Genomic DNA, 20,714 nt, shown 5'->3' with positions numbered 1-20,714 from the left:
GGCTCGCCGCGGTCGCGCTGGTGCATCGCCGGCTGTACCGCGACGACCAGGTCGAGTCGGTCGACCTGTCGCGCTATATCGAGGAACTCGCGGGCGACATGCAGACCTCGCTCGGCGAGGACTGGGCGGCGCAGATGACGCTCGATCTCGCGCCCGTGCTCGTCGCCACCGATCGCGCGGTGAACATCGGGCTGGTGCTGACCGAACTCGTCATTAACGCGAGCAAATACGCCTATCGCGGCGATGCCGGCCCGATCCACATCATCCTCGAACAGCATCGCAACCGGCTGCGGCTGATCGTCGCGGACCAGGGCGTCGGCAAGTCGGGCACGCGGATCGGCTTCGGCAGCCGGATGATGAACGCCATCGTCGCCGGGCTGTCGGGCACGATCGAGCAGGACGACAACATGCCCGGCCTGCGCGTGATCCTGACAGCGCCGGTCGACGACGTCCGCTGATCACCAGTTGAAGCGGAGCGATCCGACGACGGTGCGCGAGGCGCCGAAGTAACAGCTGTTGACGAAGAAGCAGCTCGCGATGTGGCGCTTGTCGAACAGGTTGGCGACGTTCGCGGTCAGGCTCAGGCCCTTCAGCGACTCGTCGAACTTGCCGAGATCGTAGCCGAGCACCGCATCGACCAGCACATAGCCCGGTGACTGGAACCGCGTGGTGAGCGTCTGGTTCGCCTCCACGCGAGTCGCGGTGCCGTCGGACTTGCCGACATACCGCACGCCGCCGCCAATGTTGAAGCCGGACAGCGCGCCGCCGCCGGTACGTGACAGGTCGTAGTTGACGAAGCTCGACGCGCTCCACTTGGATATGCCGAGCGGCTTGGTGCCCGTGACGCCGCTGAGCTGGTCGCCGGTGCCGACGACCGGCGTACCTCGCGTGACTTCGGGGACGGTATAAGTGCCGGCGACCGTGACGGTCAGGCCCGGCGTGATCTCGCCCCGTCCGTCGAGTTCGATGCCGCGCACCGCGACCTCGCCAATCTGAATCGAGAAATTAGGGTTGTCGGGATCGGTCGTCGGCACGTTCTGGCGGCGCAGGTCGAACGCGGAGAGCGTGAACAGCGCATTGGTGCCGCGTGGCTGGTATTTCAGCCCCGCCTCGTACTGACGGCCGGTGACGGGCACGAACGATGCGCCGTCGAAGCCGGTGCCGGTCTGCGGCTCGAAGCTTTCCGAATAGCTGACGAACGGCGCGAGGCCGAACTTGGTCTCGTACAACGCACCGAGGCGTCCGGTGAACGCGGTCTGGTGGAGCCGCGTCACGCCGCTCGCCGCCCCTGCCGCGGCGTTGCGGTTCACCGTCGTCTGGTCGTACCAGTCGTAGCGGCCGCTCGCGATCAGTTGCAGCCCGCCGATCGCGATCTGGTCCTGCACATAGGCGCCGACCTGGTCGATCTTGCGGAAGCTGCGCGCCTGGGTGAGCGGGAAGTTCGGTTGCACGCCGCCATAGACGGGCGCGAACAGGTTCAAGTTCGGGATGCTGGTCGCCGGATTGGTGGTGACGCCGGTGTTGAACTGCTGGTCGTTGTTACCCTGGTTGTTCTGCCAGTCGACGCCCGCGAGCAGCGTGTGCTGCAACGGCCCGGTCGCGAACTTGGCGGTCGCGTGGTTGTCGATCGTGATCGTCCGGAACGACTCATCCGACCCGCCGCCGCCGCGCACGATCGTCGAGAAATCGGTGTTGCGATTGGCACCCGTACCGGTCGTCGCGAACGCCGAGAGGTAGATCTGGCGATAGTGGAGGTCGACGTCGAGATAGCGCGCGCTGGTCGCCCAGCTCAGCTTGTCGTTGAAGTCGTGGCGGAACAACAGCGTAGCCGATTTCTGCTTGCGATCGAACGCCTCGTACGCCGGCTCGCTCACGTTGAAGTCGGTCGCGAACTGGCCGAGCGGATTGGCGAGCGCGGAGCCGTAGACGGGCACGCCGCTGTACGACGCAGATTCCGGATCGCGCTGGTAGTTGAGGATCAGCGTCACGCTGGTCGCCTCGTCGGGCGCGAAAGTCAGCATCGGCCGCGCATAATAGCGCCGGTTGCCGGTCATCGCGACGAACCCGTCCGATCGTTCCGCACCGGCGATGACGCGGAACAGCCATTTGTGGTCCTTGTCGAGCGGCTGGTTCACGTCGATCGCCGATCGCAACAGGTCGAAATTGCCGCCTGCCAACTCAATCCGCCCACCGGACTCCGCATACGGGACCTTGCTGGTGAGATTGACCAACCCGCCTGGCGTCGAGTTGCCATAGAGGACCGACGCTGGGCCCTTGATCACGTCGACGCGCTCGACGAGGTGGAAGTCGATCTGCGGCGTGGAATAGACGCCGCCTAGCAACCGCATCCCGTCCATATACTGGCCGGGCGCGAAGCCGCGGACGTAGAGCTGGTCGTAGCGCGTGGCGACGTTGCCGCGCTGGTTGGGGGAGACGCCCGCGACATAGCCGAGCGCCTGGTTGATAGACAGCGCGTTGCGGAGCGTCAGTTCCTTCTCGTCGATGCTGGTGATGACCTGCGGCGTGCGGATCAGCGGCGTCTCGGTCTTGGTGCCGGTGCTCCCCGTCTTCCGGATACGCTCGCCGTTGACGACGATCTCGTCCTTGCGGGTCTGGATGTCGTCGTCCGCCATCGCGGGTTCGACCGTGGCGACGACGGCGAGAGCCGGCACATGCTCAGCCGCGAATGCCGGCACCGCGATGCTGCCCAACGCTGTCCCCAACAGCATCCCGACCATGAAACGTCCCCGCATAAGCGCTACCCACTTTGATATTGATAATGACTCGCAAAGCCCGCTAAAGGCGGTTTGGAAGCGCGGCAAGGAAAAATGACAAAATGTTCATGCGCGGCCGGATCCTGAAAGCCGGCCCTTTTCCGTCGGGTCGAAGAGTGCGCCCGTTCGTCTGGAGCATGGTGTTACGAAGCCTTACGGCACTGGTCGGCGGCTATGCCGCGGCGGCCGTGCTGGCGACGTTGATTGCCCGCCTGCTGCCCATCGCGCGCGTCGAAGCGACGAGCTGGGGCATGATCCTGTCGTTCCCGATCTATGCCAGCATCGCCTTGTGGTGCTTTCACGAACACCGGCTCCTGCGGGTCACTGCCGCGGTGTGGGGGGTCTCGACCTTTGGCGGCGGCTTGCTCTGGCTGCTCGGCGTTCGTCCATGACATCGGCGGTCGGAACTACGCTGCGCCAGAGCATGGCGTGGATCCACGGCTGGCTGGGGCTGCTCGCGGGATGGATCCTGTTCGCGATGTTCCTGACCGGCACCGCGAGCTATTTCCGGCCCGAGATCACGCAGTGGATGCAGCCTGAGTTCCGCGCGACGCCCGTCTCGACCGCGCACGCCGCACAGACTGCGGTCACGCACCTGCAACGCGTCGGCGCGGACGACCTGCAATGGTATATCTACCTTCCCGATGCGCGGACTGCGGTCACGCGGATCTTCGAACAGCGCAAGCCGGACCCCAAGGCCGCCAAACGTCGCGCGCCCGAAATCGTGCTCGATCCCGCAACCGGTGACGACGTGCACGCCCGCGAGACCCGCGGCGGCGAGCATTTCTATCGCTTCCATTTCCAGCTGCAATTGCCGCATCCCTGGGGACGCTGGCTGGCCGGGCTGTGCGCGATGTTCATGCTCGGCGCGATCGTGTCGGGCGTCATCACGCACAAGCGCATCTTCGCCGACTTCTTCACGCTGCGCTGGAACAAGGGGCAGCGTAGCTGGCTCGACGCGCACAATGTGTCCGCGGTGCTGGCGCTGCCGTATCACGCGATGATCACCTATACCGGGCTGATCACGCTGGTGGCGATGTACATGCCGTGGCCGGTCGTCGCGAACTACGCCAAGCCCGCCGATTTCGCGCAAGCCGCGTTCGGCACGCCGACCGAGCGCGAGGCGACGGGTACGCCGGCTCCGCTGGTCGCGATCGGCCCGCTGGTCGCCGATGCGGAGCGGCGCTTCGGTGCGTCCGTGGCGACGGTCGTGGTGCGCAATCCGAACGATGCCGCGAGCACGGTCACGCTGTACCGTCATTCGAGCGCGTCGCTCAACGGACGCGGGCCGTCGGTCACCTATGCGGGCAGCGACGGACGGTTCCTGGAGGGCGCCGCCGACGTCGGGCCCGCGCTCGCTACGGCGGGCGTGATGCTCGGGCTACACGTCGCGCAGTTCGCGGGCCCTGCGTTGCGCTGGGCGTATTTCGTGCTGGGGCTGACCGGCGCGGCGATGGTCGGAACCGGGCTGCTGCTGTGGACCGCCAAGCGTCGCAAGCCGGGTGCGACGCCGTTCTTCGGAATGAAGCTGGTCGAGCGGCTGAACATCGGCGTCATCGCCGGCCTGCCGATCGGGATGGCCGCCTATCTGCTCGCCAACCGCCTGATCCCGGCCGACGCCGCGAACCGCGCCGATACCGAAGTCGCGACGATGTTCTGGGTGTGGAGCGGCGTTGCGGTCCTCCAGTTGCTACGGCCGGCGCGCCGCGCGTGGACCGAGGGGTTCGCGATCGGCGCGCTCGCGTTCGCGGCGATTCCGGTGGCCGATACACTCACCACATCACGCGGGCTGCCCGGATCGATGCTGTCCGGCGACACGCTGTTCGCGGCGTTCGACGTCGCCATGCTCGCGGTCGCCGCCCTGCTCGCGCTCGGTGCATGGCGGTCGGCCCGAAGCAAACCCGTCGCAAAGATCCGCAAAACACTCTCGGAGACCGTTCATGCTTGAAGCCACGATACTGTGCTTCTTCGGCTGGCTGCTGCTTGCGGCGACTGCGTTCAAGTACCGACGGGACCTCGGGATCGTTGCGCCGTCCGCGATCCGCGCGCTGCGCCTCGTCGCTGCGCTCGTGCTCGCGGTGGCGCTGTTCCACTGTGGCGCGCCGCTGACCGGCGAGCGTTTCGTGCGGTTCCTGGGCGCGGCGTCGATCGCTGGAGTCGCGCTGGTGATGCTGCTCTCGTTCAAGCCAGTCGAGACGATGCAGCCGGTCCGGATCGCGCTGAAGGTCGCACGCGTTCGGCGCTGACATCACAGATCGGAACGGGCGCGATCCGCTGACGTTTCAGGGAGATAGCGTCCCGTCGGCGCATCCTCCCGAGAAGGACATCACCGTGCGCCGAACCAAAATCTCCGCTCGCCTCTGCACGATCGCCCTCGCGGCATCGGCTCTCACCGCCGGATCCGCTACCGCGCAGACGATCGCGCTGACCGGTGTCCGGTTGATCGACGGGCGCGGCGGCGTACCGGTGGACGATGCTACTGTCGTGATCGCGAATGGACGGATCGTCGCGGCGGGGAAGGTCGTGGTGCCGGCGGGCGCGGATCGGCGCGACTATGGAGGGCGCACCGTGATGCCCGGCCTGGTCTCGGACCACAGCCATGTCGGACAGGTCAGCGGCACCGAGACGGGTGCTAAGAACTACACCCGCGCCAACATCGTCGCGCAGCTCGCCCAGTATCGCCGCTACGGCGTGACAACGGTGACGGCGCTCGGCAACAACGGTCCGGCGTTCGTCGGGATACGCGCCGATGCGCATGCTGGGCGGATCGAAGGCGCGGACCTGTTCGGCGTGATGCAGGGGATCGGCGTCCCCAATGGCGCGCCACCGCAGGCGATGCTCAAGGTCGGGCCCGACCAGTTGTTCCGGCCCTCGACGCCGGAAGAAGCCCGCAAGGCGGTGGCGATGATGGCCGCGGAGAAGACTGACCTCGTAAAGTTGTGGCTCGACGATTTCGGCGGCAGCGTGCCGGTCAAGATGAGCCCCGCCGTCTACCGCGCGGTGATCGCCGAGGCGCACGCGCGCGGGCTGCGCGTGGCGGCGCATATCCACGATCTCGCCGATGCGGAGGCGATCGTCGCGGCGGGTGCGGACATTATTGCGCACGGTATCCGCGACACGCCGGTGCCCCCTGCGTTCGTCGCGACGCTGAAGGCGAAGGGCATCTGGTACATCCCGACGCTGCAACTCGACGAGGCCACGTTCGCCTGGGCCGATCGCGCGCCGTGGACGCAGACGCCGTTCGCCCGCGCGGCGCTGTCGCCTGCCCTCGCGCAACAGGTCGACGATCCGGCGTGGCGGGCGAAGATCCTGGCCGATCCGAAGACGGCCGATGCGCGGAAATCGCTGGCGATGAACCTGCGCAACCTAAAGACGCTGTACGATGCGGGCGTGAAGATCGGGTTCGGCACCGACAGCGGTGCGAGCGCGGTACGCGTGCCGGGCATTGCCGAACACCGCGAACTCGCGCTGATGGTCGAGGCGGGACTAACTCCGGCGCAGGCCGTGCGGGTTGCCACGGCTGCGGGCGCGGACCTGCTCGGATTGCGCGATCGCGGCGTGATCGTGGCCGGAACGCGTGCCGATTTGCTGGTCGTCGATGGCGATCCATCCCGCTCGATCGCCGACGTCGACAAGGTCGTGGAAACTTGGGTCGCAGGACGCGCTGCACCGTTCTAATACGATAGAGAGCGACTTCGGCGGTCAAAAACACGTGCGAAAAGCGTTGGTTACGTGAACCTGCGGGAACGGAAACCCGATCACGCGGTTCTAAGCGGCGAGTGGGGGCACTCGAAACAGGATACCATACCGCATGACCAACCGTTCATCGCGCACGCTAATGGCGCTCGCCACCGCGACCTTGATCACGACATCGGGTATCGCCCTGACGAGCGGCGCGATTGCGCAGTCCGCACGGTCGGTCGATGCGCCACCACCGCCGCCGCCCGCACCGACTGCGACCCAGCCGGCAAAGGCCGCGCCCGACATGCAGGTCGTGCTCGACCAGCTCGCCGCGCTCGGTGGCAAGCCGATCGAGACGCTCACGCCAGCCGTCGCACGGATGCAGCCGTCGGCAGCCGATGGCGCCAAGCAGGTCATGATCAAGCACGGCCTGTCGGCGACGCCCGACGCGACGGTGACGACGCGCGACGTGCCCTATGGCAGCGACGCGAACCAGTTCGCCCGGATCTACAAGCCGGCATCGCTCGCCAACGCCAAGAACCTGCCGGTCGTCGTCTATTATCACGGCGGCGGCTGGGTGATCGCGACGGTCGACACCTACGACGCGGCACCACGTTTGCTTGCCAAACAGCTGGGTGCGATCGTCGTCTCGGTCGAGTATCGCCATGCACCGGAGTTCAAGTTCCCGGCGCAGCATGACGACGCAGCCGCCGCCTATCGCTGGACGCTGCAGAATGCGGCAAGCTGGGGTGGCGATCCGCGCAAGATCGCGGTCGCGGGCGAAAGCGCAGGCGGTAACCTGGCGGTCGCGACGGCAATCTACGCGCGCGACAATCGCCTTACGACGCCGCTGCACATCGTGTCGGTCTACCCGATCGCGAACAGCAGCATGACGCTGCCGTCGCGGATGGATTCTGCAAATGCGAAGCCGCTGAACGGCGCCATGCTCAAGTGGTTCGGTTATTATTACCAGACCACTCCTGCCGATGCGCAGGACCCGCGGTTGAACCTCGTGAAGGCAAACCTGCGCGGCCTGCCGCCAACGACGATCATCAACGCGCAGATCGATCCGCTGCGCTCCGATGGCGAGACGCTGGCAGCGGCGATGCGCGCGGCGGGCGACAAGGTCGAGCAGCGCACCTTCCCGGGTGTGACGCACGAATTCTTCCGGAATGGGCATGGTCGTCCGCGGTGCGCAGGATGCAAACATGCTGGCGATCGCGCGGCTCAAGGCAGCATTCGCCGCCAAGCCTAAGCGTTGATCAAGATGGGCCGGGGTGGTGCGAACCACCTCGGTTCCTTGTTGCTGTTGCGCTCCGGCTGGTTGGCCAGTTGCGAACTTCCGCAAGTTACCCCCACGACTATTGATAAGTACCCGTTATCAACGCCTTTCGACTCACCAAGCCCGTTGATGTAGGATAGTTTTATCTACATAACACGGTTAGTTGATATTTCTCAGCTATCGTTATTCCGACAATATTAGGGCAGCCTACTCAGAGAGTTACGTCTTAACTTGAGCATGAAGCACAATTTAATTACAAATCGGCCTGATATTTGATACTCAGTCTATTGGAAGCGGGGCCGATAGATGAACGTTCAAGTCATGGTTGCGGGCATTATACTCGTTGCCGCCATTGCAGGCGTGGTGCGGTGGCAACAAAAGCTTGCGCGTACCAGACGTTACGGCGCGCGGCGCCATCGGCATCGCAAGCCGATCAAACGCGACAACTGGGCAACGAAATTGCTGCGGGAAAATCCCGCGAGGCGCCTGATGGAGCGGCGCCATTATCGGTCGCCGGGCAAAACAGACCAGACTTTGTGATCCTGCAATCACGACCGACAAGGATCGAAGACTTCTAGCAGTCTTTGAAGACCTTGCCGCCCAAACCGATATCCTACCGCTCGCGTGTCGCGGCGAAGCGGATTTTCGCGTAGCGCTCGGCGATGTAGTTCACCTCCCATGCGCTTTTGGCGAGGAAGACGGGGTTGCCGTCGCGGTCCTTGGCCATCGCGCCGCGGTTGATTTCGGCGAAGGTCTTGAGTTCGAGCGGGTCTTCCGCCGTGATCCAGCGTGCGGTCTCGTATGGCGCAGGCTCCAGCCCCGCCGCGACCTTGTACTCCGCATCCAATCGCGAGAGCAGCACTTCGAGCTGCAGCTGCCCGACCACGCCGATGATCCAGTTCGAGCCGATGTCGGGGTAGAATACCTGCGTCACCCCCTTCCTCGGCCATGTCGTCCAAGGCTTTGCGCAACTGCTTGGTCTTGGTGAAGTCCTTGAGCACGACGCGGCGCAGGATCTCGGGCGCGAAGTTCGGCAAGCCGGTGAAGCGGATCGCGGCCTTTTCGCTGAGCGTATCGCCGACCCGCAGCGTGCCGTGGTTGGGGATGCCGATGATGTCGCCCGGGAACGCCTCGTCCGCCAGCTCGCGGTTCTGCGCAAAGAACAATATTGGCGAGTGCACCGCGATCGGCTTGCCGTGGCCGGTCGGGGGTGAGTTTCATGCCGCGTTTGAACACGCCCGAGCATAGCCGCATGAACGCGATCCGGTCGCGGTGGTTGGGGTCCATGTTCGCCTGCACCTTGAACACGAAGCCGGTGACTTCGGGCTCGTCCGGGGACACAGGCGCAGGCTCGGCCGGCTGCGCGCGCGGTGGGGGGCGCGTAGTCGGCGAGCGCGGCGATCAGTTCGGCGACGCCGAAGTCCTTGAGGGCCGAGCCGAAATAGACCGGCGTCAAATTGCCCGCGCGATACGCCTCGGCGTCGAAACTCGAATAGCCGCCCTGTGCGAGTTCGGCCTCGTCGTTCAGGCGGATCATCGCTTCGGGGCTGAGGATCTTGGCGAGTTCGGGATCGTCGATGCCGGTGAACGGGATCGCCTTGCCCATGAATTCGCGGCTGTCGCCTTCGGGGCGGCTCAGTGTGTTGGCGTAGAGATCGTAAACGCCCTCGAACTCGCCGCCCATCCCGACCGGCCAGCTCATCGGACAGACGTCGAGCTGGAGCATCTCGGCCACCTCGTCGAGCAGCGAGAACGGATCGCGGCCCTCGCGGTCGACCTTGTTGACGAAGGTGATGATCGGCACGTTGCGCAGGCGGCAGACCTCGAACAGTTTTCGCGTCTGCGGCTCGATGCCCTTCGCGGCGTCGATCACCATGACCGCCGAGTCGACCGCGGTCAGCGTGCGATACGTGTCTTCGGAGAAATCTTCGTGGCCCGGCGTGTCGAGCAGGTTGAAGGTGATCCCCTGCCGCTCGAACGTCATCACCGACGAGGTAACCGAGATGCCGCGCTGCTGCTCGATCTTCATCCAGTCCGAGCGGGCGCGGCGGGTCTGGCCGCGCGCCTTCACCTCGCCGGCGAGATGGATCGCACCGCCGAAATAGAGGAGCTTCTCGGTCAGCGTGGTCTTGCCGGCGTCGGGATGCGAGATGATCGCGAAGGTGCGGCGGGGAAATTGGGTCATGGCGTGGGTCCGGTGCGCCGAGTCTGGGCTCGGAAGATAGGGTGAGCCGGAATACCGGCGGTCATGCCGCCGCTCTTGGCAGATGCAACGCGTGGAGGACAGAGGGACGTCCCTCAAGGCACTAGGTTGGGATCGAGTTTTACGGTTCGATCCCCCCCTGCCAGGGGGAAGTGGCACCGAAGGTGACGGAGGGGGGAGGACACGGAACAGAGGTTTCCCTTACCTCCCCCTCCGTCTGGCAAGCGCCAGCCACCTCCCCCTGGCGGGGGAGGATCATGAAAAGTCCGCTGCGTTTGGTTCAAACGGTGGCGGGGACCAGCGTCACGCTCATGGTGATGCTCTTCGTATTGCCCGCGGGGGATCTCCAACACGCCGGGTTTGTCGCGATAGTCGCCGGTATAGCCTTCGGGGTCCGCGATGCCGTGCCAGGGTTCGACGCAGACATAGGCCGCGCCGGGCTTGGTCCAGATGCCGAGCTTGGGGGTGTCGGGGAAGGCGATCTTCAACTGCGGGCCGGTCTTGGCGCCATAGGTGACGGCGTCGGAGTGGATCGGGTCCCAGACCAGCGCGTCCTTGGCGAACAGCTCGTCGCGCAGGGCGATGACGCGGTCCTCGACCGGAGAGGGGGCGCTCGTCGACCGCGATCTGGCCGTCCGGGCTGATCGCCTTCAGCTTGCCGGGTTCGTCGGCGTCGAACGTGATGCGGTAGTCTGCGCGGGGTTCGCCGTACGGCAGCGGCCAGGCGAAGGCGGGGTGGAAGCCGAAGCTTGCCGGCATCGCCGCGTCGGTGCGGTTGTGGATGTGCGCCTTGAGCGTCAGCGTCGCGCCGTCTAACGTGAAGACGAGGTCGAGGGCGAACGCGAAGGGGTAGGCCTTCCGGGTTTCGTCGCTGTCGGTAAGGCGGAAGGTGGCGGAGGTTTCCGACTGCGCGACAACGTCGAACGTCGAGTGACGGGCGAAACCGTGCTTCTGCATCGGGTAGGCTTGCCCGTCGAGGCGGATGACGCCTTCGTTGACGACACCAACGACGGGGAAGAGGATGGGGGCGTGACCGGTCCAGAAGGCCGGGTCGGCGTTGGTCATCAACTCGCGGCTGTCGGCGTCGTGGAGGTGGGTGAGTTCGGCACCGTGCGGGTTGATCTGCGCAGTGAGGTGGTCGTTGGCGATCGTGATCAGGTCGGTCATGGGATTCCTTCCGTGAGCCTCAAACGCGCGAGGCTTTAAAACGCTCACCATACTACCCGCACGCCACCCCCCGGCGAAGGCCGGGGCCCAATTGGGGAACGGTGTTAACGAAGGGCATCGCGTCATTACGATGGCCTTCCCAATTGGGCCCCGGCCTCCGCCGGGGTGGTATTAGGACGCCAGCGCGTGCCCTCACCCTCGCCGCCTTCGGCGTCTCTCCCTCCCCCTGCGGGGAGAGGGGAAGGGCCCGCGGCCGCTTGGTCGTGGGAAGGGTGAGGGGCACGCTTATGCGCGCAGGCTCGCGCCTTGTTTTGCCGCCGCGGCGACGACCTTGTCGGCGATCGCCTTGATTTCTTCGTCGGTGAAGCTCTTGGCGGTCGGTTGCAGGACGATCTCGACGGCGACCGACTTGTGGCCGTCCTCGACCCCCTGCCCGGTGAACACGTCGAACACGCGCGCCGAGACGATCGCGACCTTGTCGGCGCCCTTGACCGCGCGGACCAGCGTGTCGGTGGCGAGCGCCGCCGGCACGAGGAACGCAAAGTCGCGGCGGACGGCTTGGAGCGCCGGCGGCGTGTAGGCCGGGCGGGAGAAGCCGGTGGCACGCTTGGGCGGAATGGCGTCGAGGTAGACTTCTACCGCGGCGACCGCTCCGTCGAGGTCGAATGCTTTCAGCACCGACGGATGGAGCATGCCGAAGCTTGCCAGAACCGTCTTCGGCCCGAGGCGTAGCGTGCCGGACTGGCCGGGGTGCCATGCATCGCCGGCCTCCCCCATCACTTGCAGGTTATCGACCGGCGCGCCCGAGGCCGCGAGAAGCGCCAAAGCTTCGGCCTTGGCGTCGTACGCGTCGAAGCTCGCCGCCTTGCCTTCACGCCAACCGCGCGGGCGGCGGTCGCCCGCGAGAACTACGCCGAGCGTCGCGCGTTCGGCTTCCGCCAGATAGCGGCGGCCGATCTCGAACAAGCGCACCGTCTGCGCTCCGCGCTTCAGGTTGCGCCCCGTCGCGGCGAGCAGGCCGGGGAGCAGCGAGGGGCGCATGACCTTGAGGTCTTCGCTGATCGGGTTGGCGAGCGTCCACGCGCCGCCACCGAAAGGCGCGGCTTCGGCGTCGGAGAGGAAGCTCCACGTTACCGCTTCGTCGAGCCCTCGGGCGGCCGCCGCGCGACGCGCCCTACGTTCGAGCTTCTGCTCCAGCGTGGCGGTCGGCTTGGCGACGCCGGGCATGCGGGGGAAGCGGCGTCGAGGGGATAGTGTCGATGCCCTCGATGCGGACGACTTCCTCGACGAGGTCGGCGGGGCCGTCGACGTCGCGCCGCCAGCTTGGGATCGTGACCGGCCATTTGCCTTCGATCGTCGAGAACAGCGCGTCGCTGAACGCATCGGCGGACGTGATCGCGCCGATCGTGAAGCCGAGCGACAACAGGGTGCGCGCCTGCCGTTCGGGGGCGACGTGGAGGCCGCCGAGGTCCGCGCTTAGGCGGGGGTCGTAGTGGATCACGCGGGGGTCTAGCGGCGGTTCGCCCGAGCGCGTGACGCCGCTGGCCGTGCCGCCGCAAATGTGGAGCACGAGCGCAGTGGCGATGGCCAAGCCGTCTTCGAGGAACGCCGGATCGACGCCGCGTTCGAAGCGGCTGCGCGCGTCGGAGGTAAGGGTCAGCTTCTGGCCGGTGCGCGCGATGTGGTCGGGATCGAAATACGCACATTCGATCAGGACGTCGGTGGTGTCCGCCGAGACGCCCGAATGCTCGCCGCCCATGATGCCGCCGATGTCGCGGACGGCAGTGTCGTCGGCGATGACGGTCATGGTCGCGTCGAGCGTGTAGGTCTTGCCGTTGAGCGCGACGACCTGCTCGCCGTCCTTGGCTTTCCGCGCGACGAGGCCGCCGGAGAGCTTCGCGCGGTCGTAGACGTGCAGCGGACGGCCGAGGTCGATCATCAGATAGTTGGTGATGTCGACGAGCGCGGAGATGGGCTTCTGGCCGATCGCGAGCAGGCTGCGGCGCATCCACTCGGGGAGTCGCCGTTGGTCACGCCGGTGACGGTCTGCGCGAAGAAGGCGGGGCAGCCGGCGGTGTCGTCGGTGCGGACGTCCGGGCCTGCGCCCTCGCTGGTGAACGCGTCGAACGTCAGCGGGGTGAGCGTGCCGAGACCGGCGGCGGCGAGGTCGCGGGCGATGCCGCGGACGCCCATGCAATCCTGGCGGTTGGGCGTGATCGCGACGTCGATGACCGGGTCGGTCAGGCCCGCATAGTCCGGGTACGCGGTGCCGATCGGCGCGTCTTCGGGGAGTTCGATGATGCCGTCGTGATCCTCGCCGAGTTCCAGCTCGCGCGTCGAGCACATCATGCCGTTCGATTCGACGCCGCGGATGCTCGCGAGCTTGAGCGTCACATCGAGGCCGGGAACATAGGCGCCGGGTGCGCCGAACACGCCGACCAGGCCGGCGCGGGCGTTGGGCGCGCCGCAGACGACTTGCAGCGGGCCGTTACCGGCGTCGACCGACAGGATCTGGAGCTTGTCGGCTTGCGGGTGGCGTTCGGCGCTGAGCACCTTGGCGATCTTGAACGCGGCAAGCTTCTCGCCGGGGTTCTCGACGCCTTCGACCTCGAGGCCGATGCGGGTCAGTGCTTCGACGATCTGGTCGAGGGTGGCGCTGGTTTCGAGGTGCTGCTTGAGCCAGGTGAGCGTGAACTTCATGCGCCGACTCCGCCGGACAAAGTGGGAACGTCGAGGCTCGAAAAGCCGTAATGCTTGAGCCAGCGGATATCGCCGTCGAAGAACGGGCGGAGGTCGTCCATGCCGTATTTGAGCATCGCGAGCCGGTCGATCCCGCAGCCGAACGCGAAGCCCTGCCATTCGTCGGGGTCGAGCCCGCAGGCTTCGATCACTTTCCGGTGGACCATGCCCGAGCCGAGGATCTCGAGCCAGCCATCGGGCTCGGCGCCGCCGACGACGCGCTTGCCCCTCACCAACGTGTAGCCGACGTCGATCTCGACCGACGGCTCGGTGAAGGGAAAGTAGCTGGGGCGCAGGCGGAGCACGATGTCGTCGCGCTCGAAGAACGCCTTCACGAAGGTTTCGAGCGTCCACTTCAGATGGCCGAGCGTGATGCCCTTGTCGATCACGAGGCCCCTCGACCTGGTGGAACATCGGCGTGTGCGTCGCGTCCGAGTCCGAGCGGTAGGTGCGGCCCGGCGCGATGATGCGGATCGGGGGCTTCTGGCTCAACATCGTGCGGATCTGGACCGGCGACGTGTGCGTGCGGAGCAGCGAGAAGGTCGTCTTCTCGTCGGCGGTGCCGGCCGCCTTCGCGTCGATCCCCTGCTGGAGGTAGAAGGTGTCGTGCATCGCGCGCGCGGGGTGCGTCTCGGGAATGTTGAGCGCGGTGAAATTGTGCCAGTCGGTCTCGATCTCGGGACCGGTCGCGACCGCGAAACCAAGGTCGGCGAAGATCTCGGCGAGTTCGTCCATGACTTGGCTGACCGGGTGGATCGTGCCAGCGGGCGTCGTGTCGGCGGGGAGCGTCATGTCGAGCGTTTCGCTGGCGAGACGCGCGTCGAGCGCGGCGCGTTCGAGCGTGGCCTTGCGCTCGGCGATGCCGTTGGCGACGGCTTCGCGGAGGCCTTGGATGATCGGACCTTGGACGAGGCGCTCGTCGGGCGTCATCTTGCCGAGCGTCTTCAGCAGCGCGGTGATCGTGCCTTGCTTGCCGAGCGCCTCGACCCGGCACGCGTCGAGCGCGTCGAGGCCGGATGCGGCGGCGATCGCCGTCAGCATGTGGTCGCGCATCTGGTTCAGGTCTTGCGTCACGTCATACTCCCAGGGCGGGTTCGGTTAGGCGGGGCAGCCCGAGGCCGATACCCAGATCGTCCCAATTTTCATTGTGCGCTTCGATCAGCTCGATCTTCCACGCTCTTCGCCACTCCTTCAGCCGCTTCTCGCGTACGATCGCGGCCTCCATCGTGTCGAACATCTCGTAATAGGCGAGACGCTTGATGCCGTACCGGCGAGTGAAGCCGGGGATCAACCCCTCTCGGTGCTGAACCAGCCTTGCGAGCAAGTTTGAGGTGACGCCGATGTAGAGCGTGCCGTGGCGGCGGGAGTGGAGGATGTAGACGCACGGCTGAAAGGTTTCGCGCATTTCGTGCTCCCCCTGATCGCCGCGTCCCGGATGATTAGCATCCGTGATTTTTACTCCGTCATCCCGGCGGACGCCGGGACCCACGGTAGCGGGCGGGTGATAGTAGCACGTTATCGCCGGGTCCGCCGTAACCGTGGGTCCCGGCGTTCGCCGGGATGACGGATAGGGGGTTCGGGACCACGGAATTTGGGTGGCTTGGATAGTTCGGTAAATTTCTGAAGCTCTCGACGTTAGGGCGCCCACACGCCCCCAAACGCAAAGAGGGCGCCGGTGGTCTCCCACCGACGCCCCTCCTCAAACTCACCTCAGTCGCGGATTACGCGGCCTGGGGGGAGAGCCGCCTTCACCTGGGCGACGATGGCGCTGAATGCAGCGCCCTCGTGCATGGCGATGTCAGCCAGGACCTTGCGGTCGAGTTCGATCCCTGCAAGCTTCACGCCGTGCATGAACTGCGAATACGTCAGACCCTCGGCGCGGACGCCGGCGTTGATGCGCTGGATCCAGAGGCCGCGGAACGTGCGCTTCTTAACCTTGCGGTCGCGGTAAGCGTACTGTCCGGCCTTCTCGACGGCCTGACGGGCGATGCGGATGGTGTTCTTGCGACGGCCATAATAGCCCTTCGCCTGAACCAAAATACGCTTGTGCTTGGCGCGGGTGGTAACACCCCGTTTTACGCGTGCCATTGTCTAATTCCTTCTCAGCTCAACGCAGGCCGTAAGGCGCCCAGGCCTTCACTGCTGCGGTATCGGCCTTCGACAGCAGCTTGGTGCCGCGGTTCTGACGGATGTACTTGCCGTTGTGATGCGCCAGACGGTGACGCTTGCCGGCGACGCCGTGCTTGAGCAGGCCGGTGGCGGTGAGCTTGAAGCGTTTCTTGACGCCGCTCTTGGTCTTCAGCTTGGGCATTTTTATCCTTTCGGTTACGAAGGAGGACGCTGAAATCGCCGCGGCAGCCCACACTGGCCGGGCGATTCGTAGAACGCGTTCCCTTCGAGGAAGCGGGCCGCATAGACGCAATGATCCGCCATATCAACCGTTGTGGAACTGACGCGGCTGTCGTGCGATAGGCCAAGCATGGACGACAGCCCGACGCAGCCGATCGAGACCCCTTCCGCGGCCCCTGCGCCGGTCGTCACGCAAAAACGTCGCAAGCGGCGGATACTGCGCAACATCCTGCTCGGGATCGTCGCGGTCATCGTCGCGATCTGGCTGGTGCTGTACATCACCAAGGGGCGCTTCCTGAAGCATCCGTTCGAGCGCGTCGTCGGCTCGCTCACGCACCGGACGCTGACCGTACGCGGTGATTTCCAGCTCTATTTCGCGCCGTTCCGCATCAAGCTGTACGCGGAGAACTTCACGCTCTCGAACTCCGACTGGGCGAGCAAGCCCAATTTGTTCCAGGCGGACAAGCTCGACACGCGGATCGCGCCGCTGTCGCTGCTCTTCGGCAAGCGGCGACTGTATTGGCTCGATCTCGTCAACGGCGCGGTCGACCTGGAGTGGAATGCGGCTCATTCGGCCAACACCTGGACGTTCTCGAACAAGAAGGGTGGCAAGCCGCTGGAGTTTCCGCGGATCGACGTGGCGACGGTGACGGGCACGACGGTGCGCTATCTCGATCCGCGGATGCGCGTGCTGGCGGACCTCAAGGTCGCCGACATCCGCTCGGTCGACGCGACGATCGGCCGTGCGGTTGGGCTCACGGGCAAGGGTCGGTTGCGCGAGACGCCGTTCACCGTCACCGCGCAGTTGCTGTCGCCGGACGCGACCGCCAATCGCGGGCAGAACAAGCTGGTCGCGCGGGCGCGGGCGGCGGGGAACGTGATCGACGTCGCGGGGACGCTGCCGAGCATCGCCGATGTCGAGAACGTGCCGCTCGCCGTCACCGCGCGCGGCGCAAACCTGTCGACGCTGCTGGGCGTGATCGACGTCGCGATTCCGAACACGCGGACCTACAAACTGCGCGCGCAACTCATCAAGCAGGGCGACGAATACGCCTTCACACACCTGCGCGGCTTGGCGGGCCGGACCGATCTCGCGGGCAAGCTGACGATTACCAACGGCGCGCGCATCCATCTCGATTCGGTGCTCACGACCAAGAGCCTCGACATCATCGATGCGGCCCCGTTCATCGGCTTCAATCCCGACATCGTCGAATCGCGCGGCGCAGTGGCCGCAGCGGCTGCAACGGGCGCCGCACCGCAGCGCCTGCTCCCCGACGGAAATCTGCCGGTCGCGACGATGCAGATCTTTGACGCTGACCTGAAATGGACGATCGGCGCCGTAAGGTCGCGCAACCTGCCGATTTCCAACATCGACCTGACGCTCGACTTGGAGCGTGGGCGACTGGCGCTGTCGCCGCTGACCTTCTCGATGGCGCGCGGCAACGTGGCGTCGGACGTCATCTTCGACACGCGCGCCCGGCCAAGCGCGGTCTCGTATGATATCCGCCTTGCGCCGACGCCGCTGGGTCGGCTGCTCAAGGGCTATGGGCTGACCGAGGCCGGGACGACTGGCACCGTAAAGGGTCGCATCAAGCTCGACGGACGCGGCGACTCGATCCATGATTCGCTGGCGTCGTCGCGCGGACGGATCGCGTTCGTGTTGCCGTCGGGCGCGCTGTCGGTGCGCAACGTTCAGTTGGCAGAACTCGACATCGGCACGTTCGCCCAGCGGATGTTCCAGGGGAAGCTCGACGAGCCCGTGCAGATCAATTGCGGACTGATCGGCTTTACCGTGCGCGGCGGTGTCGCGGCGGCGGACCCGATCCTGATCGATACGCGCAAGAACGTGATCGTCGGCCGCGGCGGTTTCAGCTTCCGCAACGAGGCGGTGGATCTGGCGTTTCGGGCGGATTCGAAGAAGTTCAGCCTGTTTGCCGGGCAGTCGCCGGTCGGAGTCGGCGGAATGTTCGCGGCGCCTAAGCTCAGCGTAATCTCGAAGGATCTGCTTGCGCGGGTCGGCAGCGGGCTCGGGCTGGCGCTGGTGGCGACGCCCGTCGCGGGGATTCTGGCGTTCGTCGATGTCGGCGATGCGAAGTCTACCGCGTGCGGGCCGGTGCTCTCCGGGGCTACGGCGGCGGCGCAGCGGACGACCAAGGGCCAGCCGCGCGATGACGTGGGCCATGGTACGACGGCCAAAGCCGAGGACGGGAAGACGTCTGACGCGGAGCGGAAGGGGCAGCGGAAGAAGTTTCTGGGGATCTTCTGAGGGGATGGAGAGGATGGTACGCCCCCCTTCCCCACCTTGCTCTTCCTCGCGTCACGCGAGCGCCGGATTCGATGGTTGGGCGCGCTTAGAAGGCTAGCGTTACGTGTCCGTGGGTCCCGGCGTCCGCCGGGATGACGGATTGGGGTGTGAGCGGGCTCGGTGGTGGACAAGCGGGTCGGATGTTGCCCGTGGTCGGTTGTTGCCGGTGGCCCGTTGCTGCCTGTGGCCGGTGTCGCACGTAGTGTGAAGTACATACGCTGCTGGACTGGATAGCGGCTTGGCTACGACGCAGCCGTCCCTCAGCACTTACTCCTCACCACACCAACCCCGTCACCCCGGCGGACGCCGGGGCCCATGGTTGGGTCCGCTCAGACGGCTAGCGCTCCGTGTCCGTGGGTCCCGGCGTCCGCCGGGATGACGGATGGGGGTGGTGATGGTGTAGGGGCGTTGCGGGTTTGCGATGACGCCATTTGCTCCCTTCCCACGTGCGGAATTGGGAAGGGCCGATCGCGTGCCGGACGCCGGTACGTACGTCGTGCCCTCCCTAGCCCCCTCCCGCAGGCGGGAGGGGAAATTTTACCCGTGGGTGTGGCCGTCATGCGCATCGTAACCGTGCCCGTCATCCTGCAACCGGTGCATCGCCTCCAGCACGTCGTCCATTCGCGCGGGGTCGCCGATCGCGAGCACATGACCTTCGCTGTCCGCGGTCAGCGGGTCGCCGTTCCAGTCGCACATGCGGCCGCCGGCGCCTTCAACTACCGGCACAAGGGCGGCGAAGTCGTAGAGCTTCAGGCCTGACTCGCAAACCACGTCGAGATGGCCGCTCGCGAGCAGGCCGTAATTGTAGCAGTCGCCACCATAGACGGGCCCCTGCCGCGGGTTGCCACCCGAGATCGCGGCCACGAGTGCCAAGTAATGCGGCACGTCGACCTCGTCGAACAGATGCGGGCTGGTGGTGGCGATCGTCGAGCCTGCCAACTCGCGGCAGGTACGCGTGCGGACCGGTACGCCGTTCAAAGTCGTCGGACGCCCCGCGACACCGACCCAGCGCTCGCGCTGTACCGGCTGGTCGATGATCCCGAGTACCGGCCAGCCATCCTCGACAAGCGCGATCAACGTCCCGAAGATCGCGCGCCCCACAGTGAAGCTGCGCGTGCCGTCGATCGGGTCGAGCACCCATTTGCGGTTGGTGATGCCCGTCTTCTCACCAAACTCCTCGCCGACGATGCCGTCGCCCGAGCGCTCGGCGTCGAGCAGCCGGCGCATCGCCGATTCGGCTTCGCGGTCGGCGCGGGTGACGGGGGATTGGTCGTCCTTGATCTCGACCCCGTGCTCATGGCGAAAATAGGGTCGGATGACGTGGCCCGCAGCATCCGCGAGGCGGTGCGCGAGATCGATATCGGCTTGGGTTACTGGCATATTTCCAGCCTATCGAGCGCGAGCGTCACGGGCAATGGACGGATCGATCACGCCAGCGTAGGTCATTGCAATCCAACCGGAGTATCATCCATGCGCCTCGTCTCGACACTTGCTACCGCCGCTGCCCTCCTCGTTGCAGCGCCTGCGCTGGCGGCACTCGCGCCCGGCGCCAAGGCTCCGGACTTCACCACGCGCGGCGCGATCGCCGGCAAGGTGTTCACCGTTCACCTCGCCGAGCAGCTGAAGAAGGGCCCGGTCGTGCTCTACTTCTTCCCGGCGGCATACACCGGCGGCTGCAACGCCGAGGCACATGCCTTCGCCGAGGCGATCCCGGCTTTCACCAAGGCGGGCGCGACCGTGATCGGTATGTCGGCCGACAATGTCGAGACGCTCAGCAAGTTCTCCGCCGAGAAGTGCGCGGGCAAGTTCGCGGTCGCCAGCGCCGGGCCTAACGTGGTCAAGGGCTACGACGTCGCGCTCGGCAAGCAGATGGCAGGGCGCGACATCACCAAGCGCACCAGCTACGTCATCGCCAAGGACGGCCGCATCGCGTTCGTGCATGACGAGATGAACCCGGAGGCGCATGTCTCGACGACGCTGGCTGCGGTCCAGAAGCTCACGGGCAAGTAATGATCGAAACCGGACCGGCAAATACCTGCCGGTCCGGTGACATTATGATAACGCTTTCGGGTCTATCGCTTTGGCGGGGACGCGGGGGATAACATGCGCGACGTACGAGTGGCCGGATCGATACGGGGCGCAAGACCTGACACGACGCTGTTCGAGCGGATCGGCACGTTCCTCGACGAACAGAAGCTGAGCCCCGATCCTGCG

At 65.9% G+C, this 20,714-nt stretch carries 15 protein-coding genes and 3 pseudogenes; 9 read left to right on the top strand and 9 right to left on the bottom strand.

The window, feature by feature from the left end:
• The first annotated feature begins 134 nt into the window (after positions 1-134).
• A complete protein-coding gene (locus NHF48_RS16545; protein ID WP_253072463.1) occupies positions 135-458 on the top strand; it encodes an ATP-binding protein in 324 nt (107 codons plus the stop codon).
• On the opposite strand, the gene NHF48_RS16540 is transcribed toward NHF48_RS16545, so the two are convergent.
• The gene (locus tag NHF48_RS16540) at positions 459-2,738 is read right to left on the bottom strand and encodes a TonB-dependent siderophore receptor (RefSeq protein WP_263816914.1); all 2,280 of its coding nucleotides are present in this window, start codon (positions 2,736-2,738) and stop codon (positions 459-461) included. It lies immediately after the preceding gene.
• Between the two features lie 104 nt (positions 2,739-2,842).
• Here NHF48_RS16540 and NHF48_RS16535 point away from each other — a divergent pair, with 104 nt between their 5' ends.
• The 6 genes from NHF48_RS16535 to NHF48_RS16510 all read left to right on the top strand — a co-directional run bounded on the left by NHF48_RS16535 (position 2,843) and on the right by NHF48_RS16510 (position 8,277).
• A complete protein-coding gene (locus NHF48_RS16535; protein WP_253071730.1) occupies positions 2,843-3,166 on the top strand; it encodes a hypothetical protein in 324 nt (107 codons plus the stop codon).
• Entirely contained in the window at positions 3,163-4,722 is a 1,560-nt protein-coding gene (locus NHF48_RS16530; RefSeq protein ID WP_263816913.1) for a PepSY-associated TM helix domain-containing protein, read from the top strand. Before NHF48_RS16535 ends, NHF48_RS16530 begins: the two co-directional genes overlap by 4 nt.
• A complete protein-coding gene (locus NHF48_RS16525; RefSeq protein ID WP_253071728.1) occupies positions 4,715-5,020 on the top strand; it encodes a DUF3325 family protein in 306 nt (101 codons plus the stop codon). The genes NHF48_RS16530 and NHF48_RS16525 overlap by 8 nt, the downstream gene beginning before the upstream one ends.
• An 85-nt stretch (positions 5,021-5,105) precedes the next feature.
• Positions 5,106-6,452 carry an amidohydrolase family protein gene (locus NHF48_RS16520; protein ID WP_253071727.1) on the top strand — a complete coding sequence of 449 codons (1,347 nt, stop codon included), beginning with the start codon at positions 5,106-5,108 and terminating at the stop codon, positions 6,450-6,452.
• A gap of 133 nt (positions 6,453-6,585) precedes the next feature.
• Entirely contained in the window at positions 6,586-7,710 is a 1,125-nt protein-coding gene (locus NHF48_RS16515) for an alpha/beta hydrolase (RefSeq protein WP_253071726.1), read from the top strand.
• A gap of 333 nt (positions 7,711-8,043) precedes the next feature.
• Positions 8,044-8,277, top strand: a complete 234-nt coding sequence (locus NHF48_RS16510) for a hypothetical protein (RefSeq protein WP_253071725.1) — start codon at positions 8,044-8,046, stop codon at positions 8,275-8,277.
• Positions 8,278-8,350: 73 nt separating this feature from the next.
• Here NHF48_RS16510 and NHF48_RS16505 read toward each other — a convergent pair.
• The 7 genes and pseudogenes from NHF48_RS16505 to rpmI all read right to left on the bottom strand — a co-directional run bounded on the left by NHF48_RS16505 (position 8,351) and on the right by rpmI (position 16,157).
• Positions 8,351-9,922: pseudogene (locus NHF48_RS16505) on the bottom strand (peptide chain release factor 3).
• A gap of 327 nt (positions 9,923-10,249) precedes the next feature.
• On the bottom strand, positions 10,250-11,107 hold the full coding sequence (locus NHF48_RS16500) for an aldose epimerase family protein (RefSeq protein WP_446741169.1): 858 nt from the start codon (positions 11,105-11,107) through the stop codon (positions 10,250-10,252).
• A 285-nt stretch (positions 11,108-11,392) separates the two neighbouring features.
• A pseudogene (gene pheT / locus NHF48_RS16495) lies at positions 11,393-13,807 on the bottom strand (phenylalanine--tRNA ligase subunit beta).
• Positions 13,804-14,899 (bottom strand): annotated as a pseudogene (gene pheS / locus NHF48_RS16490) (phenylalanine--tRNA ligase subunit alpha). Before pheS ends, pheT begins: the two co-directional pseudogenes overlap by 4 nt.
• A gap of 22 nt (positions 14,900-14,921) precedes the next feature.
• Entirely contained in the window at positions 14,922-15,251 is a 330-nt protein-coding gene (locus tag NHF48_RS16485; RefSeq protein WP_056484988.1) for a GIY-YIG nuclease family protein, read from the bottom strand.
• Positions 15,252-15,556: 305 nt separating this feature from the next.
• Positions 15,557-15,934: a 50S ribosomal protein L20 gene (gene rplT / locus NHF48_RS16480; protein WP_253071724.1), complete on the bottom strand. Its 378-nt coding sequence runs from the start codon at positions 15,932-15,934 to the stop codon at positions 15,557-15,559.
• 19 nt (positions 15,935-15,953) lie between these two features.
• Complete coding sequence (gene rpmI, locus NHF48_RS16475) at positions 15,954-16,157, bottom strand: 50S ribosomal protein L35 (RefSeq protein WP_031395289.1); 204 nt, start codon at positions 16,155-16,157, stop codon at positions 15,954-15,956.
• 168 nt (positions 16,158-16,325) lie between these two features.
• Between rpmI and NHF48_RS16470 the strand changes: the two genes are divergently transcribed.
• Positions 16,326-18,461: an AsmA family protein gene (locus NHF48_RS16470; protein WP_253071723.1), complete on the top strand. Its 2,136-nt coding sequence runs from the start codon at positions 16,326-16,328 to the stop codon at positions 18,459-18,461.
• A 576-nt stretch (positions 18,462-19,037) separates the two neighbouring features.
• Here the strand turns inward: NHF48_RS16470 and NHF48_RS16465 are convergent.
• A complete protein-coding gene (locus NHF48_RS16465) occupies positions 19,038-19,880 on the bottom strand; it encodes an inositol monophosphatase family protein (protein WP_253071722.1) in 843 nt (280 codons plus the stop codon).
• Positions 19,881-19,970: 90 nt separating this feature from the next.
• Between NHF48_RS16465 and NHF48_RS16460 the strand changes: the two genes are divergently transcribed.
• Entirely contained in the window at positions 19,971-20,510 is a 540-nt protein-coding gene (locus tag NHF48_RS16460; RefSeq protein ID WP_056061405.1) for a peroxiredoxin, read from the top strand.
• Positions 20,511-20,714: the final 204 nt, after the last annotated feature.

The sequence above is a fragment of the Sphingomonas sp. H160509 genome (assembly GCF_024124765.2).
Taxonomy (GTDB): domain Bacteria; phylum Pseudomonadota; class Alphaproteobacteria; order Sphingomonadales; family Sphingomonadaceae; genus Sphingomonas.
The sequence above is the reverse complement of the archived record's forward strand: the minus strand, read 5'-3'. Positions and strand labels throughout refer to the sequence as shown.